This is a genomic window from Bradyrhizobium arachidis (genome assembly GCF_024758505.1).
GTDB classification, from domain to species: domain Bacteria; phylum Pseudomonadota; class Alphaproteobacteria; order Rhizobiales; family Xanthobacteraceae; genus Bradyrhizobium; species Bradyrhizobium manausense_C.
On record NZ_CP077970.1, the window covers coordinates 7917120 to 7936129 of the forward strand.

The 19010-nt window shown below is 64.5% G+C and carries 21 protein-coding genes, 1 pseudogene and 1 riboswitch; of the genes and pseudogenes, 12 read left to right on the forward strand and 10 right to left on the reverse strand.

The genetic code is table 11. The annotated features are described in order from the left end of the window. Positions 1–90: 90 nt before the first annotated feature. Entirely contained in the window at positions 91–672 is a 582-nt protein-coding gene (locus KUF59_RS36700) for a 6,7-dimethyl-8-ribityllumazine synthase (RefSeq protein ID WP_212462312.1), read from the reverse strand. A 78-nt stretch (positions 673–750) separates the two neighbouring features. Then, positions 751–910: riboswitch (FMN riboswitch) on the reverse strand. Between the two features lie 441 nt (positions 911–1351). Here KUF59_RS36700 and KUF59_RS36705 point away from each other — a divergent pair. Further along, positions 1352–1849 carry a type III secretion system chaperone family protein gene (locus tag KUF59_RS36705; RefSeq protein WP_212462313.1) on the forward strand — a complete coding sequence of 166 codons (498 nt, stop codon included), beginning with the start codon at positions 1352–1354 and terminating at the stop codon, positions 1847–1849. A 228-nt stretch (positions 1850–2077) separates the two neighbouring features. After that, positions 2078–2905 carry a pyrroline-5-carboxylate reductase gene (proC, locus tag KUF59_RS36710; protein ID WP_212462314.1) on the forward strand — a complete coding sequence of 276 codons (828 nt, stop codon included), beginning with the start codon at positions 2078–2080 and terminating at the stop codon, positions 2903–2905. A gap of 3 nt (positions 2906–2908) precedes the next feature. On the opposite strand, the gene KUF59_RS36715 is transcribed toward proC, so the two are convergent. The 6 genes and pseudogenes from KUF59_RS36715 to KUF59_RS36740 all read right to left on the reverse strand — a co-directional run bounded on the left by KUF59_RS36715 (position 2909) and on the right by KUF59_RS36740 (position 8183). Continuing rightward, the gene (locus tag KUF59_RS36715) at positions 2909–3301 is read right to left on the reverse strand and encodes a thioesterase family protein (protein WP_212462315.1); all 393 of its coding nucleotides are present in this window, start codon (positions 3299–3301) and stop codon (positions 2909–2911) included. Between the two features lie 182 nt (positions 3302–3483). Beyond that, the gene (locus KUF59_RS36720; RefSeq protein WP_212462316.1) at positions 3484–3687 is read right to left on the reverse strand and encodes a tautomerase family protein; all 204 of its coding nucleotides are present in this window, start codon (positions 3685–3687) and stop codon (positions 3484–3486) included. A gap of 248 nt (positions 3688–3935) precedes the next feature. After that, positions 3936–5277: pseudogene (gene hisS / locus KUF59_RS36725) on the reverse strand (histidine--tRNA ligase); the annotation flags it as partial. 48 nt (positions 5278–5325) lie between these two features. Next, positions 5326–5850, reverse strand: a complete 525-nt coding sequence (locus tag KUF59_RS36730) for a YegJ family protein (protein ID WP_212462318.1) — start codon at positions 5848–5850, stop codon at positions 5326–5328. Between the two features lie 234 nt (positions 5851–6084). Further along, on the reverse strand, positions 6085–6975 hold the full coding sequence (locus KUF59_RS36735) for a branched-chain amino acid aminotransferase (protein ID WP_212462319.1): 891 nt from the start codon (positions 6973–6975) through the stop codon (positions 6085–6087). A gap of 125 nt (positions 6976–7100) precedes the next feature. Continuing rightward, positions 7101–8183: a branched-chain amino acid aminotransferase gene (locus tag KUF59_RS36740; protein WP_212462320.1), complete on the reverse strand. Its 1083-nt coding sequence runs from the start codon at positions 8181–8183 to the stop codon at positions 7101–7103. A 334-nt stretch (positions 8184–8517) separates the two neighbouring features. Here KUF59_RS36740 and KUF59_RS36745 point away from each other — a divergent pair, with 334 nt between their 5' ends. From KUF59_RS36745 to KUF59_RS36755, 3 genes are read left to right on the forward strand one after another with little or no spacing between them, the layout of a single operon-like run. Continuing rightward, on the forward strand, positions 8518–9057 hold the full coding sequence (locus tag KUF59_RS36745) for a MarR family winged helix-turn-helix transcriptional regulator (RefSeq protein WP_212462321.1): 540 nt from the start codon (positions 8518–8520) through the stop codon (positions 9055–9057). Beyond that, positions 9054–9782 (forward strand): response regulator, encoded by a 729-nt coding sequence (locus KUF59_RS36750; protein WP_212462322.1) that lies wholly within the window; start codon positions 9054–9056, stop codon positions 9780–9782. Before KUF59_RS36745 ends, KUF59_RS36750 begins: the two co-directional genes overlap by 4 nt. 17 nt (positions 9783–9799) lie before the next feature. After that, positions 9800–11188 (forward strand): ATP-binding protein, encoded by a 1389-nt coding sequence (locus KUF59_RS36755; protein ID WP_212462323.1) that lies wholly within the window; start codon positions 9800–9802, stop codon positions 11186–11188. A gap of 110 nt (positions 11189–11298) precedes the next feature. On the opposite strand, the gene KUF59_RS36760 is transcribed toward KUF59_RS36755, so the two are convergent. Both KUF59_RS36760 and KUF59_RS36765 read right to left on the reverse strand, forming a co-directional pair. Further along, on the reverse strand, positions 11299–11832 hold the full coding sequence (locus KUF59_RS36760) for a DUF3617 domain-containing protein (protein ID WP_258767852.1): 534 nt from the start codon (positions 11830–11832) through the stop codon (positions 11299–11301). Between the two features lie 36 nt (positions 11833–11868). Beyond that, complete coding sequence (locus KUF59_RS36765) at positions 11869–12162, reverse strand: hypothetical protein (RefSeq protein WP_212462325.1); 294 nt, start codon at positions 12160–12162, stop codon at positions 11869–11871. Between the two features lie 180 nt (positions 12163–12342). Here KUF59_RS36765 and KUF59_RS36770 point away from each other — a divergent pair, with 180 nt between their 5' ends. The 4 genes from KUF59_RS36770 to KUF59_RS36785 all read left to right on the forward strand — a co-directional run bounded on the left by KUF59_RS36770 (position 12343) and on the right by KUF59_RS36785 (position 15024). After that, entirely contained in the window at positions 12343–12807 is a 465-nt protein-coding gene (locus KUF59_RS36770; RefSeq protein WP_212462326.1) for a hypothetical protein, read from the forward strand. A gap of 103 nt (positions 12808–12910) precedes the next feature. Further along, a complete protein-coding gene (locus tag KUF59_RS36775; RefSeq protein ID WP_212462327.1) occupies positions 12911–13615 on the forward strand; it encodes a ribonuclease T2 family protein in 705 nt (234 codons plus the stop codon). 80 nt (positions 13616–13695) lie between these two features. After that, positions 13696–14556 carry a 23S rRNA (adenine(2030)-N(6))-methyltransferase RlmJ gene (locus KUF59_RS36780; RefSeq protein ID WP_212462328.1) on the forward strand — a complete coding sequence of 287 codons (861 nt, stop codon included), beginning with the start codon at positions 13696–13698 and terminating at the stop codon, positions 14554–14556. A gap of 252 nt (positions 14557–14808) precedes the next feature. After that, entirely contained in the window at positions 14809–15024 is a 216-nt protein-coding gene (locus KUF59_RS36785) for a cold-shock protein (RefSeq protein WP_027523068.1), read from the forward strand. A 71-nt stretch (positions 15025–15095) separates the two neighbouring features. Here the strand turns inward: KUF59_RS36785 and KUF59_RS36790 are convergent, their stop codons facing one another. Beyond that, positions 15096–15719 carry an outer membrane protein gene (locus tag KUF59_RS36790; protein WP_212462329.1) on the reverse strand — a complete coding sequence of 208 codons (624 nt, stop codon included), beginning with the start codon at positions 15717–15719 and terminating at the stop codon, positions 15096–15098. 250 nt (positions 15720–15969) lie between these two features. Between KUF59_RS36790 and uvrC the strand changes: the two genes are divergently transcribed. The 3 genes from uvrC to moaD all read left to right on the forward strand — a co-directional run bounded on the left by uvrC (position 15970) and on the right by moaD (position 19006). Further along, positions 15970–18033 (forward strand): excinuclease ABC subunit UvrC, encoded by a 2064-nt coding sequence (gene uvrC, locus KUF59_RS36795; protein ID WP_212462330.1) that lies wholly within the window; start codon positions 15970–15972, stop codon positions 18031–18033. Between the two features lie 95 nt (positions 18034–18128). After that, the gene (gene pgsA, locus KUF59_RS36800; protein ID WP_212462331.1) at positions 18129–18758 is read left to right on the forward strand and encodes a CDP-diacylglycerol--glycerol-3-phosphate 3-phosphatidyltransferase; all 630 of its coding nucleotides are present in this window, start codon (positions 18129–18131) and stop codon (positions 18756–18758) included. After that, positions 18755–19006, forward strand: a complete 252-nt coding sequence (moaD, locus tag KUF59_RS36805; RefSeq protein ID WP_212462332.1) for a molybdopterin converting factor subunit 1 — start codon at positions 18755–18757, stop codon at positions 19004–19006. The genes pgsA and moaD overlap by 4 nt, the downstream gene beginning before the upstream one ends. Positions 19007–19010 lie beyond the last annotated feature (4 nt).

The following is a 19010-nucleotide window of genomic DNA, read 5'->3' on the forward strand; positions in this document are numbered from 1 at the left end:
CGGTCCGTCTCCACGGCCCGGCCTCCTCCCGCCGCCGAGTTTATCAACGCGGCGGCGGGATTGACAATCAGCGGTGAGAGAAAGACGCCGCTACACAATCCCCGCTGCGACCTGGCCGCGCAGGCGCTCTAGCCCGTGCAGCGTGTTGGCGCAGGCTTCCGCGACCTCGACGCCCTTGATCGCAAAATGCTTGCGGAAGAAATCGTAGTGCACCTCGGTCTCGTGGAATTGCTGCGGCGTCAGCACCGCAGAGAACACCGGCACCTCGGTGCGCAACTGCACGTCCATCAGCGCCTTGATGACGGTGTCGGCGACGAACTCATGACGGTAGATGCCGCCATCGACCACGAGGCCCGCCGCCACGATCGCGGTGTAGCGCCGCGTCTTGGCGAGGATCTGCGCGTGCAGCGGGATCTCGAACGAGCCCGGCACCTCGAAGACGTCGACATGAGTAAGGTGCCGCGCCTCGGCCTCCCTGAGGAAGGCAATGCGCGCCTCCCGGACGACGTCGTGGTGCCAGCAGGCCTCGACGAAGGCGACCCGCTGCGGCTTTGCAAAGCGCGGATGCTCTCGCAGCGGCGGCGGCTCAGGTGGAACCGGCGGCGGCTGGGTTTGCTGAGAAGTCTCGACTTGGGAGTTTTCGACTTGGGGGTCTTGCAACATCTGATTCATGGCTTTCCTTCATAAGGACCAGAATCAGGGCACACGGAACGACAAACAGCCGCATCTTCTGAGATGCGGACGGCAAGCGACCGTTCTCTTTCATCCGGACTTTAACCGTCGGCTTCGGAGTTGCACCGAATCTGCTGACCCTTCCCTTCGGGAGATTCCCTCGAAGAAGGCGCTCGCGGGCTTGGATCTTGCGACCCTTACCGCCGGTGGGGACTTTCACCCCGCCCTGAGAACATCGGCCGTTCGGAATGAACGACCTGGAAGGAAATATGACGCCGGGGAACAGCCACAGCAAGCTCCTTGCGCATGGGGAAATCGCATAGGACCATGCGGCCGAGGCGATCCAGCCTCCATGGAACCGAATTTCGGGGCGCCGTTAACGGTTGCGCCGAGCCCCTCAATCCGATTCCGGTTTGTTCTCAAATTAATAATTATGACCGAGATGAGCTGTGGACGAGCCGGCCATGGCTTGTGGACGGACTCGCGACCCAGTTGCGCTGATTCCGCAAATCACATCACTTGATCCCCGACAGCCCGCGCTGATCCGAGGGATCGCAAGAGCGACCCTGAGGGGACCGCCGAAGCGACTCCGAGGGGACCGCGTCGCGACGAAGGGAGCGCGCGCCGGGCCAACCGCGTGCGTATCAAGGACAACAAGAAGGCAAGAGGTCGAGACGGCATGTCCCTGCTCGAAAGCACTATCGATTCCCGGAACCACCCGCTGACGGTGGTCGAGGACATTGCCGCCAGCAACAACTGGCCGTTCGAACGTTCCGAAGACGAGCTCACGATCATCTCCCGGGGTCAGTGGACGGACTATCAGCTCTCCTTCACGTGGATGGGCGAGATCGAGGCGCTGCATCTGGCCTGCGCGTTCGACATGAAGATTCCGGTCGCGCGCCGGCCCGAGGTGCAGCGGCTGGTCGCTGCCATCAACGAGCAGTTGTGGATCGGACATTTCGATCTCTGGACCCACACCGGCATGATCATGCATCGCCAGGCGTTGGTGCTGCCGGGCGGGCTCACCGCCTCGACCGCGCAATGCGAGAGCATGCTGAACGGCGCCATCCACGCCTGCGAACGCTACTACCCCGCGCTGCAGTTCGTGGTGTGGGCGGGGAAGAGCACCGCGGAAGCCATGGACGCGGCAATGTTCGACACGATGGGGGAAGCGTAAGGCGCGCTTCAGGTTAGGGAAGCCGCACCTCCCTCCCCAACGTCGTCCTGGACAAGCGTAGCTCCCGACAACGCTAGCGTTGTCGAGAGCGAAGCGCAGATCCAGGACCCATACCGCGAGGTGCCCGTGTGTGGCACAGCGCTTGTTGCCAACACCTCCATCCACTAGAACCACTCGGGGTAATGGGTCCTGGCTTTCGCCAGGACGACGGATGTATTGGCGGCAACAATGACCAACGACAGCACCCTTCAAAACATCACCGGCACCATCCTCCTCGCCGGCGCGGGCAAGATGGGCGGCGCAATGCTCACGGGGTGGCTCGCGGGCGGGCTCGATCCGCGCCGCGTCGCTGTCATCGAGCCATATCTCTCGCCCGAAATCAGCGCGCTGGCCGCAAAAGGCGTCGCGCTCAATCCGGATGTGACGAGCGCTGATACGGTCGAGACGATGGTCGTCGCGGTGAAACCGCAATCCTTTCGCGAGGCCGGCGCCAAGCTGAAACCGTTCGTCTCCGCCGGCACATCGGTTGTTTCGATCATGGCCGGAACGACCATCGCCGCACTCCAGGAGGTCTGCGGTGGCGCAGTGGTGCGCGCGATGCCGAACACGCCGGCGGCGATCGGCCGCGGCATCACCGTTGCGGTCGCCGCTGATAATGTCAGCGCCAAGCAGCGCGCGGTGGCCGATGCGCTGCTGCGCGCCACCGGCTCGGTCGAATGGGTCGACGACGAAGGCTTGATGGATGCGGTGACCGCCGTCTCCGGCTCGGGCCCGGCCTATGTGTTCCTGCTCGCCGAAGAGCTGGCGCGCGCCGGCGTTGAAGCCGGCCTTCCCGAAGCGCTGGCAACGAAGCTCGCGCGCGAGACGGTCGCCGGCTCCGGTGAGCTGCTGCACCAGTCGGACCTTCCCTCGAGCACGCTGCGGCAGAACGTGACCTCACCCGGCGGCACCACGGCCGCGGCGCTCGGCGTGCTCATGGGCGAGCCCGGCCTGCGCGACCTGATGATCCGCGCGATCGCAGCAGCGACGAAGCGGTCGAAAGAGCTCGCAAAATAGCGACTACGCGCCCAGCCGCTTGTTGAACATCTCGACATTGACGAGGCCGCGGGCGTGGCGGCCTTCGCCGAGCTTGCGCGTGCCCTCGAACGCTTCGACCTCGAAGCGGATGACGCGGCGCTCGACCGCGACCACCTTTGCGGTGGTCCGCACCGTGGCGCCGACGAGAGCTGCCGCAAGATGGCGAATGTCGACCTCGGTGCCGACCGTGACCCAGCCGGACTGAAGCGCGCTGCGGATCGCGTCGCCGGACGTCATCTCCATCTCCAAGATCATCATCGGCGTCGCATAGACCATCGGCATGCCCTGCACGAAATGCCCGACCGTGCGCTCCTTCGGCACGACGAGGGTGCGCTCGGCGCTCATGCCGATCTTGATGAAGTCGCGTGCGTCCATGGTTCTTTACCTCGTCGTCCTGGACAAGCGCAGCGAAGCGGAGCGCAGATCCAGGACCCATTACCCCGACTGCATGTCATTGGCAGGGCCTAAACCACGACCTAGCGCAACAACTACTCCCTGGGGTAATGGGTCCTGGCTTTCGCCAGGACGACATCGGTGTCAGTTGCTGCGCCTGCGCGTCATTTCTTCGCCGCGGCCGCGCGTTCCACAAAGGTCTTGCCGCCCTTCATCTTGTGGCGAAGCGGGGCTTCGTTGATCTGGATGACGACGGCATCGGCGTCGACGCCGAGATTCTTCACCAGCGCGGTGGTGATGTCGCGCATCATGCCGGCCTTCTGTTCGTCGGTACGGCCCTCGGCCATGCTGATGGTGATCTCAGGCATCGTCTTCTCCCTGTTCTTCCGTCATGGCCGGGCTTGTCCCGGCCATCCACGTTGGCGGCCATCAAACAAGACGTGGATGCCCGGGACAAGCCCGGCCATGACGAATGAGGCGAATAGCTAACCCCAGCCCACGTCATGGCGCGCGAGCACCTCGCGCACCTTGGCGACGAGGTCGGCTTCGCTACAGGAAAATTGCGCAGGCCGCGTCTCGCGCCATTCCTGGTTGGAGGCGATGGCGGCCGCGGCCTTGGCGCCCTCGATCAGATCCTTGATCTGCACCTCGCCGCGCGCCTTCTCGTCCGAACCCTGGATGATCACGCAGGGCGCATTGCGACGGTCGGCATATTTGAGCTGGTTGCCCATGTTCTTGGGATTGCCGAGATAGAGCTCGGCGCGAATGCCGGAGGCACGCAACGTCGCGACCATTTTTTGATAGTCGGCGACGCGGTCGCGGTCGAACACGGTGACGACGACAGGACCAAATTCGGGCCGCGTGTCGAGCTTGCCGAGCAGCGTCAGCGCGGCCTGCAACCGGGAGACACCAATCGAAAAGCCGGTCGCGGGCACCGGCTCGCCACGGAAGCGCGAGACGAGGCCGTCGTAACGGCCGCCGCCACCGACCGAGCCGAAGCGCACCGGGCGGCCCTTTTCGTCCTTGGTGTCGAGGAGCAGTTCAACCTCGTAGACGGGGCCGGTGTAGTATTCGAGGCCACGCACGACGGAGGGATCGATCTTGATGCGATCTTCGCCGTAGCCAGCGGCTGTTACGAGCTTGCTGATCTGATCGAGTTCGTCGCGCCCCTGCTGGCCGATCGCGCTTGCGCTGAGACGAGGATCAATCGGCGCGCTTTGCTCAATGGTGGACAGGACGAGCGCGATGTCGTCCTCCTTCAATCCTGCACCCTTGGTGAAGTCGCCGGATTCGTCCTTGCGACCTTCGCCGAGCAACTGCCTTACGCCGCCGAGGCCGAGCCGATCGAGCTTGTCGATCGCGCGCATGATCGTGAGCCACTGACCGTCATCGGCAATGCCCACCGCATCGCGCACGCCATCGAGCACCTTGCGATTGTTCACCTTCACGACATACTGGCCGCGCGCGATGCCAAGCGCCTCCATCGTATCCGCCGCCATCATGCAGATCTCTGCATCCGCCGCCGGCGTCGCCGAGCCGACGGTGTCGGCATCGAACTGCATGAACTGGCGGAAGCGGCCGGGGCCGGGCTTTTCGTTACGGAAGACGTAGCCGGCGCGGTAGCTGCGATAGGGCTTTGGCAGCGTATCGAAGTTTTCGGCGACATAGCGCGCGAGCGGCGCGGTCAAATCGTAGCGGAGCGAAATCCACTGCTCGTCGTCGTCCTGGAACGAGAACACACCCTCGTTCGGACGGTCCTGGTCGGGCAGGAATTTGCCGAGCGCGTCGGTATATTCCATCGCCGGCGTTTCCACGGGTTCGAAGCCGTAGAGCTCGTAGACGACGCGGATTTTTTCCACCATCTGGCGCGTCGCCCGGATCGCCATGGGATCGCGATCCTCGAGCCCGCGCGGCAGGCGCGCCTTCAATTTCTGGGGTTTTTTGGGTTTGTCGGCCATGCGCGGCGTTTACCAGCCGACGCGCGATGCGGCAACTCTTAGGTGGCCCTAAGGCTGCTCCATCCGCGCGCGCAGGGCGTCGGCGTCCGCTTTCGGCATGGATTTGAGCAGCGGCTTGATGGTCTCGCCGCCGACGATCTTGTCGTTGCGCGTAAACATCCAGTCCGAGATATCGGCCTCCCTAAACTCGGCCAGGTCGCCTTCCCGCTTGCCCGGGAGATCGCGCGGCCTGTTGGCGAAGCGCGCCGAATAGGTCCCGTTCGGGAGTTTCTTCACGTCGGCCATCCAGATGTGCTCGGCGCCGTTGCGGGTCGGAAACCGAACCTTCAGCGAGTGCCCGGTCTCCGATCCCTTGGGCGCATCAAAGGAGGCCCAGAAGGTCGGCAGCGTCGCACGGGCGCGGCCGATCGCGGCGTTCATTTCCGCATCAGCGGTGCGAACGTCGATGACGGGCGAGCGGTCCTGCGCCTCGACCTCCCGCTTGGGGCCGATGGTCAAAATGCCGAAGACGGTGATGCCGGTGACGACGGCGAGAATGGCCCATTTCAGGGGCTGGGTCGGTGCGGTGGCCATGGTGCGATGTCCGGAAACCTTGGTGTCTCCGGCTTTGTCGCGTCGTCGCGGCGGTGCGTTCATGTCGCGCCGACCGAACCCCGTCATGGCCGGGCATAGCCGTCCGAAGGACGGCGTCGCTTCCGCTCGCCTATGTCCCGGCCATCCACGCGTTTCCGCGTGCGTGGTGCCAAGAACGTGGATGCCCGGGACAAGCCCGGGCATGACGGAGAATGCAGCTGGAGCGAGCGCCGCTTACGCCGCCGCCCGCTCGCCCTTCGGCTGCACCTCGGCGGCGTAGTCCGTCATGAGGGCCTCGCAGATTGCGCCCGGCGTGAACCGCCATGTTGCGATTTCGGCAACCGGGGTAACCTCTGCCGCGGAGCCCGTAATGAAGCACTCGGTAAAGCCGGCAAGCTCCTCCGGCATGATGCGCCGCTCGATCACCTCGATGCCGCGGCGCTTCGCCAACTCGATCACCGTCGCCCGCGTGATGCCGGCGAGGAAACAATCGGCGATCGGCGTGTGGATCTTGCCGTCTTGCACGAAAAAGATGTTGGCGCCGGTGCATTCTGCGACGCGCCCCTCCCAGTCCAGCATCATCGCGTCCGCATGGCCTTTGCGCTCAGCCCGCTGTTTGGAGATGGTGCAGATCATGTAAAGGCCCGAGGCTTTTGCGAGCGCGGGCGTCGTGCGCGGATCGGGCCGTCGATAGCTGGCGAGATCCATGCGGATGCCCCTGAGCTTTGCGGCCGGGTCGAAGTAGCTCGGCCAGTTCCAGGCGGCGATGGCGAGGTGAATGGTGTTGCCAGGTGCCGACACGCCCATCATTTCCGAACCGCGCCAGGCGATCGGACGGAGATAAGCGTTCGGCAGATTGTTGCTGTCGATTACGAGCTGCTTGGCAGCATCGATCTCGGCGACTGAATAGGGAATCTCGAAGTCCAGGATATTTGCTGACGCCTTCAGCCGCAGGGAATGCGCGGTGCTCTTGAACACCTGGCCACCATAGGCGCGCTCGCCCTCGAACACGCAGCTTGCGTAATGCAGGCCATGGGTCAGCAGATGGACGTTGGCGTCCTGCCAAGGCACGAGCTTGCCGTCGAACCAGATCACGCCGTCGATGTTGTCGAACGAAACTCCCATGGTCGCTTCTCCCGGGTTGGACGCCTGAAAATCGGCACGCGCCGGCCCGTGCCCGGAGCGTCAGCTCCGTGCCGATGGGACGATCGCGCGTGTGGTGGGAGGCGGCGGAAAAACTCCGCCGCCGGTTACAGGACCTTTCGGATCCAGTGATGCGGGTCGTTGGTCCGGCCGTACTGGATGTCGACCAGTGTCTTGCGCAGCCCCATCGCAACCGGGCCGGCGGCGCCGCCATTGATGGTGAAATCGCCGCTCGCCGAGCGCACCTTGCCGATCGGCGAAATCACGGCGGCGGTACCGCAGGCAAAGGCTTCCTTCAGCTTGCCGCTGGCGGCGTCAGCGCGCCACTGCTGGATCGTGTAGGGCTCCTCGCGCACCTTGGTGCCGGAATCCTTCGCCAGCGCGATGATGGAGTCGCGGGTGATGCCGGGCAAAATCGTGCCGAGCGGCGGCGTCAGGAGCGAGCCGTCATCGAACACGAAGAACACGTTCATGCCGCCGAGCTCCTCGATGTAGCGGCGCTCGACCGCATCGAGGAACACGACCTGGTCGCAGCCATGCTGAATGGCTTCGGCCTGCGCGCGCAGGCTCGCGGCGTAATTGCCGCCGCACTTGACCGCGCCGGTGCCGCCGACCGCGGCGCGCGTATAGTTCTCCGACACCCAGATCGACACCGGCGCCGGCCCACCCTTGAAATAGGAGCCGACCGGCGAAGCGATGACGGCGAAGATGTATTCGGCCGACGGTTTCACGCCGAGAAAGGTCTCGCTCGCGATCATGAAGGGCCGCATGTACAGGCTGCCCTCGCCGCCCGGAATCCAGGCGCGGTCGATGCGCACGACCTGCTCGACTGCTTCGATGAACACATCGTCCGGGATCGGCGCCATCGCCATGCGGTCGGCCGAATCCTTGAAGCGGCGCGCATTGGCGTCGGGGCGGAACAGGTTCACGCCGCCGTCGTCGCGCTTGTAGGCCTTGAGACCTTCGAAAATCTCCTGCGCGTAGTGCAGGACGGCACCGGCCGGATCGAGTTGGAAGTTCGCGCGCGCCTCGATGCGCGCGTCATACCAGCCGCCCTTGGCCTGGTTGTAGCGGACCACGGCCATGTGATCGGTGAAGACCCGTCCGAAGCCGGGGTCCACGAGCTTTGCGATGCGGTCCTTCTCGGAGGTCGGGTTCGCCGCCGGTTGGATATCAAATTTCAAACTCATTCCCTTCCCTCCCGCTTCGGAATCGGCGCGATCTCCAGCGCCGGCCTGCCTCTTTCGGGGCTGGTGGCTTGATAGGTCTGGACCGCACCCGGCGCCAGCCTTGTTAAGGCCGGTTTCCGCAGCCAGCTTGTCCCGGAGGACATGCTTTTGCCGAAGGCGGAAGTCCAGTATGTTTTGCCGACATGCCGCTCGACAATCGCACGGTAGATCAGTCCGGCCGGCGCCGCCTCTCAGGCATATCCCGGCCGCCTTCGACGACGTCACCCGAGACGAAGCGATCTAATATTTCGTTCGGGCCGAGTGTTTTGTAACATTGAACCCAAGATACGTCAATATGCCTGACATAAATTTCGCAACCACCTCCCAAGAAGCAGCCGACGCCAGGCCGGCCGCCGCCGATGGAGGCAATTTGCGCTGGGATATCATAGAGCTGCTGTTCTTCGCCTATCGCGACTTCGTCGGCGATCCCGACCAGGAGCTGGAGGCGTTCGGCTTCGGCCGCGCCCACCACCGGGTCATGCATTTCGTCTACCGCTATCCCGGCCTGAAGGTCGCCGACCTCTTGGACGTCCTGCGCATCACCAAGCAGTCGCTCGGCCGCGTGCTCAAGCAACTGCTGGATGAGGGCTACATCATCCAGAAGACCGGCGACAACGATCGCCGCCAGCGCCTGCTCTACGCGACGCCCAAGGGCGAGGCGCTGGTGCAAAAGCTCGCAGGCCTGCAGACCACCCGCATCACCCAGGCGCTCGCCGAGATGAGCCTGGAGGATGCCGAGACCGTGAAGCGCTTCCTCCTCGCCATGATCGACCGCGACGATCCGGACAAGGTGCTGCAGACGATCTTCGCCTCCGGCAATTCAACGAAGGAGTGATCGTGACGCTCGCCGCCACTCTCGCCCGCACGCCGCCGCGCCCGGCCGACGATGCACCGCATCTCCTGCTGGTCGACGACGACCGCCGCATCCGCGACCTGCTGTCGCGTTTCCTGTGCGCCGAAGGCTACCGCGTCACGACTGCCGCGAGCGCGAGCGATGCGCGCGCAAAGCTCATGGGCCTGCATTTCGATCTTCTCATCCTCGACGTGATGATGCCCGGCGAGACCGGTTTTGACCTCGCTCGCTTCATCCGCAAGTCATCTTCGGTCCCGATCGTGATGCTGACCGCAAGGCACGAGGCGGAAGCGCGCATCGAGGGCCTGCAGATCGGCGCCGACGATTACGTCGCAAAACCGTTCGAGCCGCGCGAGCTGGCGCTGCGCATCAACAACATCCTCAAGCGCACCGCGCCACCGCAAACCGCAACCGTCGAGAAGATCGCCTTCGGGCCGTATGTGTTTCACCTCGATCGCGGCGAACTGCGCGACGGCGAGGAGGTCGTTCACCTCACCGACCGCGAGCGCGAGATGTTGCGCATCCTCAGCGAGGCGCCGGGCGAAACGGTGCCGCGCAGCGCGCTGACCGGCAACGGCAGCGTGAACGAGCGTGCGGTCGACGTGCAGATCAACCGCCTGCGGCGCAAGATCGAGCGCGACCCGACCAATCCGCTGTTCCTCCAGGCGGTGCGCGGCATCGGCTACCGGCTGGTGGCCTCGCCGTAAGCGATGAAGCGCGACCGATGAGCACGATCGATACCGGCCTGACGCTTCTGAAGAGCGCGGCAGGCCGCGTCTCCGCCGCCAATGGCTGGATCGGCAACGCGTTCAAGGGCTGGATGCCGACCGGCCTCTACGCCCGCGCCCTGCTGATCATGATCGTGCCGATGGTGATCCTGCAATCGGTCGTCGCCTTCGTGTTCATGGAGCGGCACTGGAACACGGTGACGCGGCGCCTGTCCGCCGCGGTCGTGCAGGACATCGCGGCCCTGATCGACGTCTACAAAGGCTATCCGCAGGACAAGGACCGCGACCTGATCCGCCGCATCGCCCAGCAGCGCCTGGGGCTCGTCGTCGATTTCCTGCCCGCAGGCGACATGCCGCCGCCGGGGCCAAAGCCGTTCTTCTCGCTTCTGGACCAGACGCTGTCGGTGCAGCTCGGCCGGCAGATCGGGCGTCCATTCTGGATCGACACGGTCGGCCGCTCCAACCTCGTCGAGATCCGCATCCAGCTCGACGATGCCATCATGCGGGTGTTCGCTCAGCGGGGCGCGGCCTACGCCTCGAACTCCGAGATCTTCCTGTTCTGGATGGTCGGCACGTCCTCGATCCTCCTGATCGTCGCGGTGCTGTTCCTGCGCAACCAGATCAAGCCGATCCTGCGGCTGGCGGACGCCGCGGAAAGTTTCGGCAAGGGCCGCGAGGCGCCGAATTTTCGCCCGCGCGGTGCGCGCGAGGTTCGGCGCGCAGCACAGGCCTTCCTCGAGATGAAGTCGCGCGTCGAGCGCTCGATCGAGCAGCGCACCGCGATGCTCGCCGGCGTCAGCCACGATTTGCGCACCATCCTCACCCGCTTCAAGCTCGAGCTCGCGCTGATCGGCGACAGTCCCGAGCTCGAAGGCATGCGCAAGGACGTCGACGAGATGTCGATGATGCTCGAGGATTATCTTGCTTTCGCGCGCGGCGATTCCGGCGAGCAGGCGCAGCCGACCGACATGTCCCAGGCGCTGGAAGAGTTGCGCAGCGACGCCGAGCGGCACGGACATGCGGCAACCGTTGCCTTCCAGGGCCTGCCGGTGGTGACGGTGAAGCCGGCCTCATTCAAGCGCTGCCTGGCCAACCTCGTCTCCAACGCGGCGCGGCACGGCAAGACCATCGCGATCACCGGCCAGCGCGACCACCGCTATCTCACCGTCACCATCGACGACGACGGCCCCGGCATTCCCGCCCAGATGCGCGAGGAAGTGTTCAAGCCGTTTTTGCGGCTGGACAATGCGCGCAACCAGGACGAAGGCGGTACGGGACTTGGCCTTGCGATCGCCCGCGACATCGCCCGCTCGCATGGCGGCGACATCACGCTCGGCGACAGCCCGATGGGGGGCTTGCGCGCCGCGGTGCGGATACCGGTGTAATTTTACCTTGATCCCGCTTGCGGGCCACGTGCGGGAGAGGGAGGACCCGACCCTTTCCTACTGTGCATGGGGTTGTTTTGCGGTTTGGTTGGCGCCCTAGCTGCGCAGCCCTACTTCGGCAGCAGGTTCTTCAGCTTGTCGGCGTCGCGGACGTTCATCTTGAAGCCGCCGGGCATCACGATATCGCCGGGCTTCTGGTCCGGCTTGCAGGCGCCGAGCCATTTGGCCTCGATCGTCGTGGTGGAATCGCGCCCCGTAGCGCCCGCCGGCCCGCCCTGCACATGCGCGGTGCTCTTCACCGTGTAGGCGGAGTTGAAATCGCCGGTGATGTCGGCATGCGTGGTCGTGGTCATGCCGGCGACGTTGCAGACGGAGTCGCTGACATAGCCGGTCGCGGTCTTCTGGATGTCCTGCTTGGAGCAGACCTGCTTGGTCACCGGGGAGATGTTGTTGTTCATCTCCTTGTCGACGGTCTCGTCGGTGCAGTGCTGCATGGTCATTTCAGGCATCGGCGAGCCGGCCCTGACCATCTTCATCTCCCACAGGCCCGCCTTGCGCACGGGCATGTCGACGGCTTGCGCACCCGTGGCCACGGCGATCGTCTGCAAAAGGGATGCACTGAAAACAAGAGGCTGTCGCGTCATGCGCCAAGCTCCCGGCATTCGAACGTCAGTTGCGGATCAATACAGCGTGCGGATCGGCCGGTCGGCGGCGCCATACGGCACCCAGCGGCAGGAGAAGGAGATGTAGCCGCCGTCATAGGGCTGCACGGCGAGGAACTTCACGACCTTGCCGTAACGCGCGCAGTGGTCGACCGCGACCTGCCGCGCATCGACCTGGGTCGCCATCGAATAGGCGATGATGCCGCCGGTGTCGTTGCCCTTGAAGGGCGGCACCGGAAGGATGTCGGCGCGCGCAGCTCCGCTCGCCAGAACACCCAGGGCAACCAGGCCCGCAGCCGCAATGATTCGCATTCCCGTCACTCCATCTCGTCAGGCCCAGTTTACGGTGCCCGGGGCACGGAGAAAAGAACGCATGCGGCCTCGATACGACATTGCGTCCAACTCGTCGCCAAGTGTTGCCGCGCTGCACTTGACCTGTCCCGGCTCTCGCGGCACGGTCCCATGCTTGCAGACCATGTCCTTGGATTGCCCATGCGCGCCCTCACCTTCCCCAGATCGTTCCGCTTTGCCGCGGTGCTCGGCCTTCTGTGCGGCGCGCTGTCGCTTGGCGAGGCCAGGGCGGCCAATCCGCTGGAGCTGAATTTCTGGCTGAGCGGCCCGCGCTATGACGGCCAGGTCAGCGATTGCGACAAGGCGCTGCCGACGATCGCGACGCAGTTCTGGGAGAAGGAAAGCTCGTTCTGGAACTCCTCGCTGAAAATCACCGGTTTTGCCGCCGTTCGCGAGATCGCCTTCCGGCCCTGGCAGTCTGACAATATCCCGCGCCGCTATTGCACGGGCGAGGCCATGCTCACTGACGGCAAGGTGCGCAGGGTGCACTTCTCGATCATCGAGGATGGCGGCTTTGCCGGCTTCGGCCAGGGCGTCGAATGGTGCGTCGTCGGCCTCGACCGCAACTGGGCCTACAACCCGGCCTGCCGGGCCGCAAAGCCCTAAAATCGGGGAAGCCGCGTCGTTTAGCGCGCGCTTCAATTTTGTTCTTGAAATGTTCTCATCGCCTGCTAGGCTCTTGTGCACAGTCTAGTTGAGGGGCGTCGTCATGTTTCATTCCCGATTGCATTCGCTCTCCTGCTTCCTGATCTCGCTGCTGCTGTCCGCAAGCCTGTTTACAAGCCTGTCCATCCTCGCCGATCCGGCGATGGCCCAGGACAAGCGGCAGAACGCGCCCGGCGAGTTCGATTTCTATGTGCTGTCGCTGTCCTGGTCGCCCTCGTTCTGCGAAGAAGCCGCCGAGCGCGGCGGACGCTCCCAGATCCAGTGCAGCGGGCGGCCCTACGCTTTCGTGGTGCACGGGCTGTGGCCGCAATATGAGAACGGCTTTCCGGAATACTGCCAGCGGCCGGCGCCGCGGCTGAACCGCAACATCGTCTCCTCGATGCTCGATCTGATGCCGGCGCCGGGACTGATCTTCAACGAATGGGACAAGCACGGCACCTGCTCCGGCCTGTCGGAGCGGAACTACTTCGAGGCGATCCGCAAGGCGCGCGCGACGGTGAAGATTCCGGCCGAATTTCTCGACCTGTCGCAGGCCAGGACGGTTGCGCCTGCTGACGTCGAGGAGGCCTTCATCAAGGCCAATCCAGGCCTGAGCAGCGCGGCGGTCTCCGTGACCTGCAACCGCACGCGATTGTCCGAGGTCCGTATCTGCATGAGCAAGGACCTGCAATTCCGCGCCTGCGAGGAGCTCGACCGCCGCGCCTGCCGCCGCGACCAGGTGACGATGCCGCCGATCCGGGGCGGGTAGAGGCGTGGATGGCCGGGACAAGCCCGGCCATGACGCGTAGAAGAAGCTGCGCATCCCCGTAACGAGCCGCAGATCTTCTGATGAACTACCGTCACGCCTTCCACGCCGGCAACTTTGCCGATGTCATCAAGCACATCGTGCTGGCGCGCATCCTGACCTATCTGCAGGACAAGCCGGCCGCCTTCCGCGTCATCGATACCCATGCCGGAGCCGGTCTCTACGATCTCCAGAGCGAGGAAGCAGAGCGCAGCGGCGAGTGGCTGAGCGGGATCGCGCGCATCATGCAGGCGCGGTTCTCGAACGAGACCGTCGAACTGACCAAGCCCTATCTCGACATCGTCCGCGCCTTCAATGACCGCGGTGCGCTCAAGACCTATCCGGGATCGCCGCTGATCGCGCGCGGCCTGTTGCGGCCACAGGATAGCCTCGTCGCCTGCGAGATCGAGCCCAACGCCCGCAAGGCCCTGATCGCGGCGCTACGCCGCGACACACAAGCGCGCGTCGTCGACCTCGACGGCTGGATGGCGCTGACCGCGTTCGTGCCGCCGAAGGAGCGGCGCGGCCTCGTGCTGATCGACCCGCCCTTCGAGGCGAAGGACGAATTCGAACGGCTCGGTGACGGCTTCTGCGAAGCCTTCGCCAAATGGCCGACCGGCATCTACATGATCTGGTATCCGGTGAAGAATCGGCGCGGCGCCGAGACCCTGGCGCAGACCGTGGCGCGGGCCGCAGCCGCGGCAAAGCCGCCCGGCAAGTGCCTGCGGCTCGAGTTCAGCGTCGCGCCGCAAACGGCCGGCGCGCCGCTCACCTCTACCGGGTTGTTGATGGTCAACGCACCCTACACGTTGCAGAACGAACTGAAGACAATCCTTCCTGAGCTCGAGAAGCCGCTCGGACAGGGCGGCGCAGCACGCTTCAGGCTCGACGTGCCGAAGCCGTAAGGCCCAGCCATATTTGGGAAAAAGATGCAGGACCGGTAGTCAATCTGCAAAGAACCGTATTATGCTGTCCTCGTGACTGGCTTTGCGTTCCGCTTCCGCGAATGGTTGCGGCGGAGTGAAGGCCGAACAAGGATCCAGGCGGACTGACGGTCCGCCCAAGGATGGCCAGGCTCTTGGGCTCGTGAATGTCCGGTCGCGCCGCGACGCGGGACTGCGTCACGGCGGAGGAGCAATGCGGGGGAGGAGTACCCGATGGCCATGACGGGGACGGTCAAGTTCTTCAACGGCGAACGCGGCTACGGCTTTATCAAGCCGGACGACGGCGGTCGCGATGTGTTCGTTCACATCACCGCAGTCGAGCGGGCCGGACTGAAGGACCTCACCGAAGGACAGCGCATCACGTTCGAAGTCGAGCCGGACAAGAAGGGAAAGGGACCCAAGGCGGTGAACCTGGTCATCCTATCCTAGACGCCTGACGCGAAAAAAATCCCGGCCGCAAGCGACCGGGAGGTTAAAGGTCCGGTATTTTCTTCTAACTATCAGAAGCGATAGTTCACGCCTGCGCGCACAATGCTGGCGCTATAGCCGTTTGACACGCCTGTTATCGCGAACTGACTGGTCGACAAGTCGATGTAGAGATATTCGAGCTTGGCGCTCCAGTTTTGCGTCAGGCCAACCTCGGCACCGGCGCCGATGGTCCAGCCCGCGGTGGTGTGGGATTCCGTCAGGCCAAAAGTCTGTCCGCGCAGCTCGCCGAAGGCGAGGCCGGCGGTGCCGTAGAACAGGATGTTGTTGAGCGCATAGCCGGCGCGGCCGCGCACGGTGCCGAACCACGGATTGGAAAACTTCCACGGCGCGAACGTGTCGTCGGCGCCCGATCCCTGGATGTCGCCCTCGATGCCGAACACCCAGGGCCCGTTCTGGAAATTGTAGCCGGCCTGCACGCCGCCGACGAAGCCGGAGGGCTCGGTGGGATTGTTGCTCACCGAACCCCACGCGTAGCCGAGGTTGCCGCCGATATAGGGACCGGCCCAGCTATAGGCGTTGAGCGGCTGGTTGACGGTGTAGGGTGCGCGCTGTCCGTAGTTGAGATCGGCGGCTTCGGCCGAAGCCGTCCAGCCGGCGGCGACGACAGCCGCGGCGCCCACAACGAACCTCTTCATCGCACTCTCCAACGCAACTGCCGCAGCTCCGTCGCGGCGCGCGCAGAAAGCGCAGCCGAAACGCATAGTTACGGAACCCAGAACTTTTCGCGTAGGATTTATCGAGAGTTTTAAGTTAAAGGCTTGTTAAGCGCGGTTACCGCGCGCTTAACAGTCTTAAGGAAGCGTTACCGGGAACAGCGCGCCGCCAGATGCATGCGAGCCGCTGCCGGAACTTCAAATCGGCGCCTCCAGCGCCTAAATTCGTCCCATGGATCACGATTCCACCGACAACCCGGCCCCGGCGCGTGCGGGCAAATCCCGCCGCGGCACGGCGCTCGATGCCCCGCCCGAGGGGCTGACGCCGCCGGACGTCGATCCCGCGGCCGCAACCAGCGAGGACGACGACGAAGCGCGGCTGCCTGATATCCTGGAGGAAGCCGGCGCGGTCGGCGAAGGGCCGCTTGCGACCGGCCATGAGGCGATCGAGCGCGCGGTACGGCTCGCGCCGACCTCGGCCGGCGTCTATCGCATGCTGAATGCGAACAATGACGTGCTCTATGTCGGCAAGGCCAAGAACGTCAAAAAGCGCCTCTCCAACTACGCGCGCCAAAGCGCGCCGCAGCCGGCGCGCATCCGGCGCATGATCGCAGCCACGGTCACGGTCGAGATCGTCTCGACCACGACCGAGACCGAAGCGCTGCTGTTAGAGGCCAATCTCATCAAGCAGCTCAAGCCGCGCTTCAACGTGCAGCTGCGCGACGACAAATCATTTCCCTACATCCTGATCACCGGCGACCATTGGGCGCCGCAGATCCTGAAGCACCGCGGCGCGCAGTCGCGGCCCGGCCGCTATTTCGGACCGTTCGCCTCCGCCGGCGCCGTCAACCGCACCATCACGGCACTGCAGCGTGCGTTCCTGATCCGCTCCTGCACCGATTCGTTCTTCGAGAGCCGCACGCGGCCCTGCCTCCTGCACCAGATCCGCCGCTGCGCCGGCCCCTGCACACGCGAGATCGATTTTCCGGGCTATGCGACGCTGGTGCGCGAGGCCACCGACTTCCTCTCCGGCAAAAGCCATGCGGTGAAGCAGGAGCTTGCCGCCGAGATGGAGAAGGCATCGCACGAACTCGAATTCGAGACCGCCGCGCTCTACCGCGACCGTCTCGCCGCGCTCTCGGCGATCCAGTCGCAGCAGGGCATCAATCCGCGCACCGTGGAAGAAGCTGACGTCTTCGCCATCCATCAGGAGGGCGGCTTCTCATGCGTCGAAGTGTTCTTCTTCCGCACCGGACAGAACTGGGGCAACCGCGCCTATTTCCCGCGTGCGGAGAAGACGTTTACACCCGAAGAGGTGCTGGGCTCGTTCCTCGCGCAGTTCTACGACGACAAGCCGCCGCCAAAGATCGTGCTGCTCTCGCATGAGATCGAGGAGTGCGAGCTGCTCGCCAACGCGCTGTCGACCAAGGCCGGGCACAAGGTCGAGGTGTCCTCGCCCAAGCGCGGCGAGAAGAAGGAGCTCGTCACCCACGCGCTGACCAATGCGCGCGAGGCGCTGGGGCGCAAGCTCGCAGACACCGCCACGCAAGGCAAACTCCTCGACGCGATGGCGAGCACACTAGCCCTCCCCCACCCGCCGAAGCGGATCGAGGTTTACGACAACAGCCATATCCAGGGCACCAACCCGGTCGGCGCCATGATCGTCGCCGGTCCCGACGGCTTTGTGAAAAACCAGTACCGCAAGTTCAACATCAAGTCCGAAGGGCTCACGCCCGGTGACGACTATGCGATGATGCGCGAGGTGCTGGAGCGGCGCTTCAAGCGCCTGATCAATCCGCCCGAGGATGCCGCCGGTAAGGCCAAGGATGACGACTTCCCGCAATGGCCCGATCTCGTCATCATCGACGGCGGCCGCGGCCAGCTCAACGCCGCCAAGGAGATCTTTGACGGCCTTGGCCTCGCCCAGGTGTCGCTGATGGGGGTCGCCAAGGGCCCGGAGCGCGACGCCGGCCGCGAGACCCTGTTCATCCCCGGCCGGGAGGCGATCAAGCTCGAGCCGCGCGACCCCGTGCTCTACTTCATCCAGCGCCTCCGGGACGAAGCTCATCGCTTCGTCATCGGTTCGCACCGTAAACTGCGCAAGAAGGACATCCGCGAGGCTGGTTTGCAGGAAATCCCGGGCATCGGCCCGTCACGCAAACGTGCCTTGCTGCATCATTTCGGAACCCTGAAGGAGATCGAGCGCGCCTCGATTGCCGATCTCGGCAAGGTTCCGGGAGTGAGCGCCGAGAGCGCCCGCAAGATTTTCGAGTATTTCCATCCCCAGCCGGGGTGAACTAAAGGGGACTAGCGGTCATATAGTCGTTGCCTGCACCCCTCATTGAGGGCCGGACGATTGACCTTCATGCCGCAGCGGTATTGGTAGAACGAATGAACATCGCCACGACACGGGGGACCGCCAAGAGCTCGAACAAGAGCTCGATGTCCCTTCCGAACATCCTGACCTATGGCCGGATCGCCGCGATCCCGGTGGTGGTCGGATGTATCTATGCCCAGTCGATCCTGGATGGTCCGCTCTGGCTGCGCTGGGTGGCGGTCGCCATTTTCATCGCGGCAGCGGTGACCGACTACCTCGACGGTTACTACGCCCGAATCTGGAATCAGCAATCGGCATTCGGCCGGATGCTCGACCCGATCGCCGACAAGCTCCTGGTTGCCTCCTGCCTCTTGATGCTCGCCGCCGACGGCATCATCCATGGCTGGGCGCTCTGGGCCGCCATCGTCATCCTGTGCCGCGAGATCCTGGTGTCGGGCTTGCGGGAATATCTGGCGGCGCTCCGTGTCAGCGTACCGGTCACAAAGCTCGCCAAGTGGAAGACGACGGCGCAGCTCGTCGCCATCGGCTTCCTGCTCGCCGGGCCGGCCGGCGACGAGGTAGTGCCGGTGGTCACGCTGATCGGATTGCTGCTGCTGTGGGCGTCGGCGCTGCTGACGATCTACACCGGCTACGACTATTTCCGCGCCGGCATCCATCACCTCATCAAGGAGGATGAGGGATGAAGGTGAAATATTTCGCCTGGGTGCGCGAGCGCGTCGGCAAGGCGGAAGAGACGATCGAGCCGCCGGCGAGCGTTCGCACGGTGGAAGAGCTGATCGCCTGGCTGTCCGGCCGGAGCGAGGCCTATGCCTATGCGTTCGAGAAGCCGAAGGTGATCCGCGCCGCGATCGACCATGCCCATGTGAAGCCGGACGCGGCGATTGCCGGCGCCCGCGAGATCGCGTTCTTTCCGCCGATGACCGGCGGCTGACGTC

Bases quoted from the DNA above. Each gene is read 5' to 3' on its own strand.
- KUF59_RS36720 (WP_212462316.1), bottom strand. From the start codon at position 3,687: ATGCCTGAGATCACCATCAGCATGGCCGAGGGCCGTACCGACGAACAG.
- moaD (WP_212462332.1), top strand. From the start codon at position 18,755: ATGAAGGTGAAATATTTCGCCTGGGTGCGCGAGCGCGTCGGCAAGGCG.
- KUF59_RS36790 (WP_212462329.1), bottom strand. From the start codon at position 15,719: ATGAAGAGGTTCGTTGTGGGCGCCGCGGCTGTCGTCGCCGCCGGCTGG.
- KUF59_RS36770 (WP_212462326.1), top strand. From the start codon at position 12,343: ATGCGCGCCCTCACCTTCCCCAGATCGTTCCGCTTTGCCGCGGTGCTC.
- KUF59_RS36740 (WP_212462320.1), bottom strand. From the start codon at position 8,183: ATGAGTTTGAAATTTGATATCCAACCGGCGGCGAACCCGACCTCCGAG.
- KUF59_RS36705 (WP_212462313.1), top strand. From the start codon at position 1,352: ATGTCCCTGCTCGAAAGCACTATCGATTCCCGGAACCACCCGCTGACG.
- KUF59_RS36735 (WP_212462319.1), bottom strand. From the start codon at position 6,975: ATGGGAGTTTCGTTCGACAACATCGACGGCGTGATCTGGTTCGACGGC.
- KUF59_RS36785 (WP_027523068.1), top strand. From the start codon at position 14,809: ATGGCCATGACGGGGACGGTCAAGTTCTTCAACGGCGAACGCGGCTAC.
- KUF59_RS36755 (WP_212462323.1), top strand. From the start codon at position 9,800: ATGAGCACGATCGATACCGGCCTGACGCTTCTGAAGAGCGCGGCAGGC.
- proC (WP_212462314.1), top strand. From the start codon at position 2,078: ATGACCAACGACAGCACCCTTCAAAACATCACCGGCACCATCCTCCTC.
- KUF59_RS36780 (WP_212462328.1), top strand. From the start codon at position 13,696: ATGAACTACCGTCACGCCTTCCACGCCGGCAACTTTGCCGATGTCATC.
- KUF59_RS36775 (WP_212462327.1), top strand. From the start codon at position 12,911: ATGTTTCATTCCCGATTGCATTCGCTCTCCTGCTTCCTGATCTCGCTG.
- uvrC (WP_212462330.1), top strand. From the start codon at position 15,970: ATGGATCACGATTCCACCGACAACCCGGCCCCGGCGCGTGCGGGCAAA.
- KUF59_RS36700 (WP_212462312.1), bottom strand. From the start codon at position 672: ATGAATCAGATGTTGCAAGACCCCCAAGTCGAAAACTCCCAAGTCGAG.
- KUF59_RS36730 (WP_212462318.1), bottom strand. From the start codon at position 5,850: ATGGCCACCGCACCGACCCAGCCCCTGAAATGGGCCATTCTCGCCGTC.
- KUF59_RS36760 (WP_258767852.1), bottom strand. From the start codon at position 11,832: ATGACGCGACAGCCTCTTGTTTTCAGTGCATCCCTTTTGCAGACGATC.
- KUF59_RS36765 (WP_212462325.1), bottom strand. From the start codon at position 12,162: ATGCGAATCATTGCGGCTGCGGGCCTGGTTGCCCTGGGTGTTCTGGCG.
- KUF59_RS36745 (WP_212462321.1), top strand. From the start codon at position 8,518: ATGCCTGACATAAATTTCGCAACCACCTCCCAAGAAGCAGCCGACGCC.
- pgsA (WP_212462331.1), top strand. From the start codon at position 18,129: ATGAACATCGCCACGACACGGGGGACCGCCAAGAGCTCGAACAAGAGC.
- KUF59_RS36715 (WP_212462315.1), bottom strand. From the start codon at position 3,301: ATGGACGCACGCGACTTCATCAAGATCGGCATGAGCGCCGAGCGCACC.